At 45.4% G+C, this 1,330-nt stretch carries 2 protein-coding genes; one reads left to right on the top strand and one right to left on the bottom strand.

Going from position 1 to position 1,330, the window contains the following annotated elements:
* Positions 1 to 52 precede the first annotated feature (52 nt).
* Complete coding sequence (locus R8N47_RS23425) at positions 53 to 478, top strand: phosphate-starvation-inducible protein PsiE (protein ID WP_005458957.1); 426 nt, start codon at positions 53 to 55, stop codon at positions 476 to 478.
* Between the two features lie 54 nt (positions 479 to 532).
* On the opposite strand, the gene R8N47_RS23430 is transcribed toward R8N47_RS23425, so the two are convergent.
* The coding region (locus R8N47_RS23430) for a YicC/YloC family endoribonuclease (protein WP_318185882.1) at positions 533 to 1,330 on the bottom strand (798 nt) is incomplete at its 5' end.

Raw genomic sequence — 1,330 nt, forward strand, 5'->3', positions numbered from 1 at the left:
TTGCATGCTAAACTCAAAGCTTATCTCTTTGGTTTTGCTTGGATAATTGGCTATGCCATCAAATTTACCTAAATCGTTCAGTCGCCCATTTTTAAAGATGTTCCACATCTTAGAAGCGGTTCTGTTGGTCGCTATTACCTTGGCAACTATTTATGCCATGGCTCAAGAGTTCATTCACGTCTTTGTTGAGAAGCGAGTGCTGTTGACGGACATCTTATTGATGTTCATCTATCTTGAGGTTTTAGCGATGGTGCAGCAGTTTGTGATGAACGGTAAGATCCCCGTTCGCTATCCTATCTATATCGCGATGATGGCCATTGCTCGCTACATCACCTTAGGTATGAAAGAGTTGGATGCCACTTTGGTGGTTTGGCTTTCTATTGCGGCGTTTATCTTGGCGGCAGCGACCTTGGTGATTCGCGTTGGACACCACTATTGGCCGTATGTTGACAACCGAACCTTGGAAAAAGACGAATAAAACAAAGCCCCGCACTAAGCGGGGCTTTCAATATGTAATCTAAATGTTTTTAGATTATTCGATGTTTTGGATCTGTTCGCGCATTTGCTCGATCAGAACTTTCAGTTCAACGCCCGACGCAGTGATGTCGGTGCTGATCGATTTAGAAGCGAGCGTGTTTGACTCACGGTTGAATTCTTGCATCATGAAATCCAGACGACGACCGATTGCGCCACCTTTTTTCAGGATGTTGGTCGTTTCTTTCACGTGAGAATCCAGACGATCTAGCTCTTCTGCAACGTCTGACTTTTGCGCTAGCAAGATAAGCTCTTGTTCTACACGAGAAGCATCCAGTTCAATTTTCGCATCTTCAAATTTTGAGAATAGACGTTCACGTTGCCATTCTAGGATTTCAGGCATGCGAGCACGAACTTTCACCACTTCTGCGGTAATTGCGTCTAGGCGTTGTTCGATCAGCGCTTTCATGTTGTCGCCTTCACGACCACGCGCTTCAATAAATTCACTAATTGCTTCATCAAATGCAGCAAGCAGTTCTTTGTTGACCTCATCCATGTTTTGCTCTGGAGTTTCCATCACACCAGGCCATTGCATGACTTGAAATGGATTGATGCGGCTAAGCTCACCAGTCATGTGCATAACTTGTTCAGCAGCTTTAATCACTTGGGTTGCCAACGCTTCGTTGATGCTAAGCTCGGCTTTTGCTGCAGGGTTCGCTTCGAAACGAAGGCTACATTCCACTTTTCCTCGCGCTAGGCGTTTACGAAAACGCTCGCGTAGAACTGGTTCCAAAGCTCGGAATTGTTCTGGCATGCGGAAATAGGTTTCTAGGTAACGCTGGTTTACACTGCGGAT

Source organism: Vibrio sp. 2132-1 (assembly GCF_033344315.1).

What these genes read in the sequence shown, in the direction of transcription:
- R8N47_RS23425 (WP_005458957.1), top strand. Translation starts at nt 53, where the DNA reads ATGCCATCAAATTTACCTAAATCGTTCAGTCGCCCATTTTTAAAGATG.